General features: G+C 46.7%; 7 protein-coding genes and 2 pseudogenes. All 9 read left to right on the forward strand.

Going from position 1 to position 5290, the window contains the following annotated elements; all coding sequences use genetic code 11:
• Positions 1–808: RHS repeat-associated core domain-containing protein (locus AP059_RS00375; protein WP_177332330.1), on the forward strand; the 808-nt coding region annotated here is incomplete at its 5' end.
• A gap of 18 nt (positions 809–826) precedes the next feature.
• On the forward strand, positions 827–1444 hold the full coding sequence (locus tag AP059_RS00380; protein WP_059761377.1) for an Imm43 family immunity protein: 618 nt from the start codon (positions 827–829) through the stop codon (positions 1442–1444).
• 210 nt (positions 1445–1654) lie between these two features.
• Positions 1655–1975 (forward strand): annotated as a pseudogene (locus tag AP059_RS22190) (RHS repeat-associated core domain-containing protein); the annotation flags it as partial.
• A 368-nt stretch (positions 1976–2343) separates the two neighbouring features.
• Positions 2344–2694, forward strand: a complete 351-nt coding sequence (locus tag AP059_RS00385; protein ID WP_059761378.1) for an immunity protein Imm33 domain-containing protein — start codon at positions 2344–2346, stop codon at positions 2692–2694.
• Positions 2695–2816: 122 nt separating this feature from the next.
• Positions 2817–3134: a PAAR domain-containing protein gene (locus AP059_RS00390; protein ID WP_059761379.1), complete on the forward strand. Its 318-nt coding sequence runs from the start codon at positions 2817–2819 to the stop codon at positions 3132–3134.
• A 33-nt stretch (positions 3135–3167) separates the two neighbouring features.
• Positions 3168–4214: an RHS repeat domain-containing protein gene (locus AP059_RS22955; RefSeq protein WP_371260565.1), complete on the forward strand. Its 1047-nt coding sequence runs from the start codon at positions 3168–3170 to the stop codon at positions 4212–4214.
• The gene (locus tag AP059_RS00400; RefSeq protein WP_059761381.1) at positions 4211–4570 is read left to right on the forward strand and encodes a hypothetical protein; all 360 of its coding nucleotides are present in this window, start codon (positions 4211–4213) and stop codon (positions 4568–4570) included. Before AP059_RS22955 ends, AP059_RS00400 begins: the two co-directional genes overlap by 4 nt.
• Before the next feature lie 198 nt (positions 4571–4768).
• A complete protein-coding gene (locus AP059_RS00405; protein ID WP_059761382.1) occupies positions 4769–5200 on the forward strand; it encodes a DUF4265 domain-containing protein in 432 nt (143 codons plus the stop codon).
• Positions 5197–5290, forward strand: a pseudogene (locus tag AP059_RS22195) (PAAR domain-containing protein); the annotation flags it as partial. The gene AP059_RS00405 and the pseudogene AP059_RS22195, both read left to right, overlap by 4 nt.

Genomic DNA, 5290 nt, shown 5'->3' on the forward strand with positions numbered 1-5290 from the left:
CCGCCTGTTGGCGCAGCCGAACTACGAAGGCGCCTACGATATAGACCAAGACCCGCTGTGGACGCACATGCCCCAAGCGCTACCGATTGACGTATTGGCCTGGTACCAGTGCGACCACTTAGGCACGCCGCAAGAACTCACCGACCCCAACGGCCAACTCGCCTGGAGTGCGCAGTACAACGCCTGGGGTGAGATAAAAGAACAGCGTTCGGAATGGGCGCAGCGTGAAGGCCTGACCAATCCGATCAGATTTCAGGGCCAGTACCACGATCACGAAACGGGGCTGCACTACAACCGCTATCGGTACTATGATCCACGGGTTGGGCGGTTTATCAGTAAAGATCCGATCAGCTATGCGGGTGGGTTGAATCTTTATGCGTATGCGCCTAATCCGGTGGAATGGGTTGATCCAAATGGGTTATGTAGTAAGAAACTTGATCGCGCCTTGGGAGGCTCACCGAATGATGGTATGCAGGCGCATCACCTAATTCCTGAACAAGTGTGGAAGGAACAGCGTGGATTTTTTTCGGATATTGGAATGTTGAACCAACAAGACAATAAAGAAAACGGCCTACTAATGCCTACAACTGCAATAAAAGCTAAAAAAATGAAAAGGGTATTCTATCACTGCGGTTCACATGGGAGAGTTTATACTCCTGTTGTGAGTGGCCTGATTGAGCGTGTAAGAGATAAATATGAAAGTGGTGAAGTTGACGAGGCTCAGGCCCGTATTAAAATAACAGCGATTCAGAATAGACTGAGAATTTCCCTCTCAGCTATGGGCGCAAAGCAGAGACGTGTTAAATAACAATATACTGGAGGTGTTATGGGTTTTTATGTGCTTTCTCAAAGAGAAGAGTCGGGCTGTCAGGCTGGCATGTTGAATGCAGCTTTGTGTGATAAGTTTTACGAAGATATGGATAGCATAGAATATGGAGATTTTCCATGGTATAGCGAAAAAGGGCGAAGTAAAAATCGAACGCCGCTGCCTGAAGGCATGGTTCTTATTTCAAAAGATAAATATTATGACTTTGATATTCGGGGTGTCTCAAGATTTTTTTATATTGTGAGCGATGAGTTTCTTGACTTGTGCTTTAGCTTGAGCGTGGAAGTGATTGATAGCGCTAAAATAAAAGTGCTTTCAATTAAGGGGGAAAGTATTTCTAAGAAAAATTATAATGTAGTTATTTTTAATGAGCTAGATGCAAGGCTCGATACGGATCCAACCTCTACATTCGTCGAGGATGAGGGGCGGCCTATTAGATTCAAAAAGCTTGTCATTCCACACGGGCTAGGTCTGGACCTTTTCAAATATAGTCGAATGCTGTCGGGAAGTGATTCACTGATTTGTTCTGAGCAATTCAAAATAAAGGCTGATAACTTTAAAGGTGTAAATTTCTTTTCTCTGGATGGTTTGATCTGGTCTAGCGTAAAAAGAATTTAATGTTTTAAATGTAGATTGATTTTTATATTTGCTGTGAACGCTATTAAAGCAGTGGCGATTTTTCCTTGTGGAATTCTCGGACCTACTCTGATACCACTCTTGAAAAATAACTAGGCCGCCGGGTTAGATAGTTGTACGATCAATTACCATCCCCAGAGTAGTAGCCCCGCATGAACGTTGTAAATCATACGATTTTCCTGTGGGCGCTGTTACCAGTGCGACCACTTGGGCGCGCCACAAGAACTGACCGACCCCAACGGCCAACTCGCCTGGAGCGCGCAGTACAAAGCGTGGGGTGAAATAAAAGAATAGCGTTCGGAATGGGCGCAGCGTGAGGGCCTGACCAACCCGATCAGATTTCAGGGCCAGTACCACGATCACGAAACGGGGCTGCACTACAACCGCTATCGGTACTATGATCCCCGGGTTGGGCGGTTTATCAGCAAGGACCCGATCAGCTATGCGGGTGGGTTGAATCTTTATGCGTATGCGCCGAATCCTACGGGGTGGGTTGATCCGCTGGGGCTATCCAATACCATTGACTGTGTAGGTAACTCAGTGCCACTCAGTGATTTAGGGGTCCCCGAACGCGCTAAATTTACACCAAAAACAGATATCACAACCCCTTATAAGCGAAGCTCAAAAATTGGACCCACAAAAGGGCAAACCTCAATTGTGCAAGGATTACCATGCGTACGATGTGGTACTAAAGCGCCTAAAATGGTTGCGTATCACAAAGATGCACTTGTAGTAGAGTACTATCGAACAGGTGAAAATGATGTTGCAGCCCAAACATCATTAAGTGCTGTGCAGCCACACAGTCCTATTTGCTCTCGTCAACAGGGTGGGCACGCCTCAACATTTTCCAAAGATATGAAAAGTCAATTAGGAATCAACTAATGACACAGACAACCTTAGATGGTTTTTTTGAGCAGCAAGAACAGGTTTGCAAGAAATATAATCTCCCCATGCAACCTCCGGAAGCAATGGTAGCAGTAGCGTTAGACACGCTCAGTGAAACTCCTATATATGGCACGCGAATCCAGCCTCCTGAAGGCGGAACTATTAGTTGGTTCATTCATTGCGGCCAGCACTCTGCTGACAATGATTTTTACAAGCCCCTTCACACGAGCCACCTAGTTGAAATATTACCTAACGTCATTAAATATCTTTACCTGCCGGAAGGTACTGAGTTCATCATCGACAGAAACGGCTATGAAGACGTTTGGCTGAGTGAAGCAGAAGAATAATGACTCGCTTCATGTTCTTGGCGCCATTAGATTTACAGCTAGACATCAAACTTTTAATGATTATTGACTCCGGGCTTTCTATTCCTAATAAAGCTCTCAGCATTTAAGGGAGTGCCACCACAATGAAAGACATCATCCGCCTAGGCGACTCCACCACCCATGGGGGTGTCGTGCTTGAAGCTTTTTCCCGGACTGACCTCAACGGTAAACCGATTGCCGGTGTTGGTCATAACGTCAGTTGCCCGTTATGCAAAGGGGTTTTTCCCATTGCCGAGGGCAGCGCGACTTACTCCGTTGACGGCATTGCCGTTGCACTCGATGGAATGAAGACGGCTTGTGGCGCGGCGCTAATAGCCAGTGGCTCTAAAGGTGCAGCCAACGTTGAACCGCAACACCGTTCTTTAAAAGCTGAGCCGGTATGGATTGATATTTACTGTTAGCACAACTGCCAACAAAGCCAAATGCGTTGGGACTTGCTCGACCGTCTGGTGCGCTTTGAAGACAACCCCCTCAGCGTCGACTACGCCTACGACCCGCTGGGGCGGCGCATCCATAAATACTCCAACGCCCACCACACACATCGCCCGGAAGCCGGCTCGCACTGGAACCAAAACGAACAGGCGCGTAAACAGCGCGAACTGGGTTGCGGCTTCACCCTGTTCGGTTGGGACGGAGACACCCTGGCCTGGGAAAGCAGCCCGGCCCAGGCCGATGGCACGGCGGGTAAAACAGTCCACTACATCTGCGAACTCGGCACCTTCGTCCCCGTGGCACAGGCCATGCGGCATCAACCGATCCGCCTGTTGGCACAGCCGAACTACGAAGGCGCCTACGATATAGACCAAGACCCGCTGTGGACGCACACGCCCCAAGCGCTACCGATTGACGTATTGGCCTGGTACCAGTACGACCCCTTGGGCACGCCGCAAGAACTGACCGACCCCAACGGCCAACTCGCCTGGAGTGCGCAGTACCAAGCGTGGGGTGAGATAAAAGAACAGCGTTCGGAATGGGCGCAGCGTGAAGGCCTGAAAAACCCGATCAGATTTCAGGGCCAGTACCACGATCACGAAACAGGGCTGCACTACAACCGCTATCGGTACTATGATCCCCGGGTTGGGCGGTTTATCAGCAAGGACCCGATCAGCTATGCGGGTGGGTTGAATCTTTATGCGTATGCGCCGAATCCTACGGGGTGGGTTGATCCGTTAGGGTTGGCAGCTCACAGAGGCAGAATTCAGGAGCAAGGAGCCAAACTTGAAGAGTCAATTGCTTGGAACCAAGATGTGCCATTAACATCAGGTGATGCTAAGAAAAAACTAGATGAACTTAAAGATAAATTGAGTAAGAAAGATCTTGCGGCTAGGGTGGATGCATTCAAGAAAGCTGAAAAATTCATCGATGATTCATGCTCTTGTGGTGGGGTTGATGCACAAATAAGCAAAACCTTTATGGTTAAATATACAAGGCCGGAACGTGTTGATATTGAAGTTATTTCAGGTAAGGCATTTGTGGAGTGAGTAAATTGTTTGAAAATTATTTAAGCGATCCGGGCTGCTATGCACGTTTAGAGTCTCATTTCTTTTGTTTTTTCCAAGATTTGATTGAGCAGATCGGGCTTAATGAGGGACGCTTTAACTTTCCATTTTATAAGACATGCTTCTCAAATGGAGTGCCTTTTTTTGATGGGAATCCAATTTTTTCTGCAAAAGATAATCAGAGTGGAAAAACCTTGAGAGTGGTACTTGATGAACAGTCCGACAGAGTTACATCTTTTTATGATAATCATGAGGGGCGCGAATTTGTTATTGTAGGCAGCATTCTGATGTTGAGTTTTATAAAAAAAGAAATTGTTAACTGGTTAAAAGAAATTTAAGCCTTTTGGTCGTATTGGCGATTACCGAACAAGTTGAACGGTGTCTTGCTGCTCTTGGACGACCACCGGATAATGAGGCTCATATTGATCATATTAAGCCGCAAGCAAAAAATGGCTTGAGCACACCAGAAAATGGCTAGGTACTATGTAGCGTGTGCAACCTTAATAAGAGCGACTCATGGGTACCTTAGGAAAAAAATGGAAAAGCTATTTTTTAAATTATCTGTCATTGATGATTACCCACCCGTCTCAAGCGAAAGCGTGTGGGCAGAAAAAATCTCACCCACTGAGATGTGTATTAAAAACATACCTTTCTATGAGAATGAGGCGAATTTAGATGATTTGGTTCAAGTAGTACCGGGTCAAGATGGAGAGAATATTTTCCAACAAATAATAACTCCAAGCGGCAATAGCACTATTCGAATTGTTTTTTTAGAACCTGTTCACACGGAAATTAACCGGGTATTGGAGACTATCGTTGCGATGGGTTGCAGTTGGGAGGGTGGTAGTGAAAGTTTTTACTCGATCAATGTCCCCGAACAGACGTCTCTTGATGATTTGGTTGAGTTTTTAGTACCAGAATCTGAAAGTGGCCTTTTGGAATGTGAATACGGTCTGATTCGCCAATGAAAGACATCATCCGCCTAGGCGACTCCACCACCCACGGGGGTGTCGTGCTTGAAGCTTTTTCCCGGACTGACCTCAACGGTAAACCGATTG

The organism is Pseudomonas sp. TAA207 (assembly GCF_001529285.1).
Taxonomy (GTDB): Bacteria; Pseudomonadota; Gammaproteobacteria; order Pseudomonadales; family Pseudomonadaceae; genus Aquipseudomonas; species Aquipseudomonas weihenstephanensis.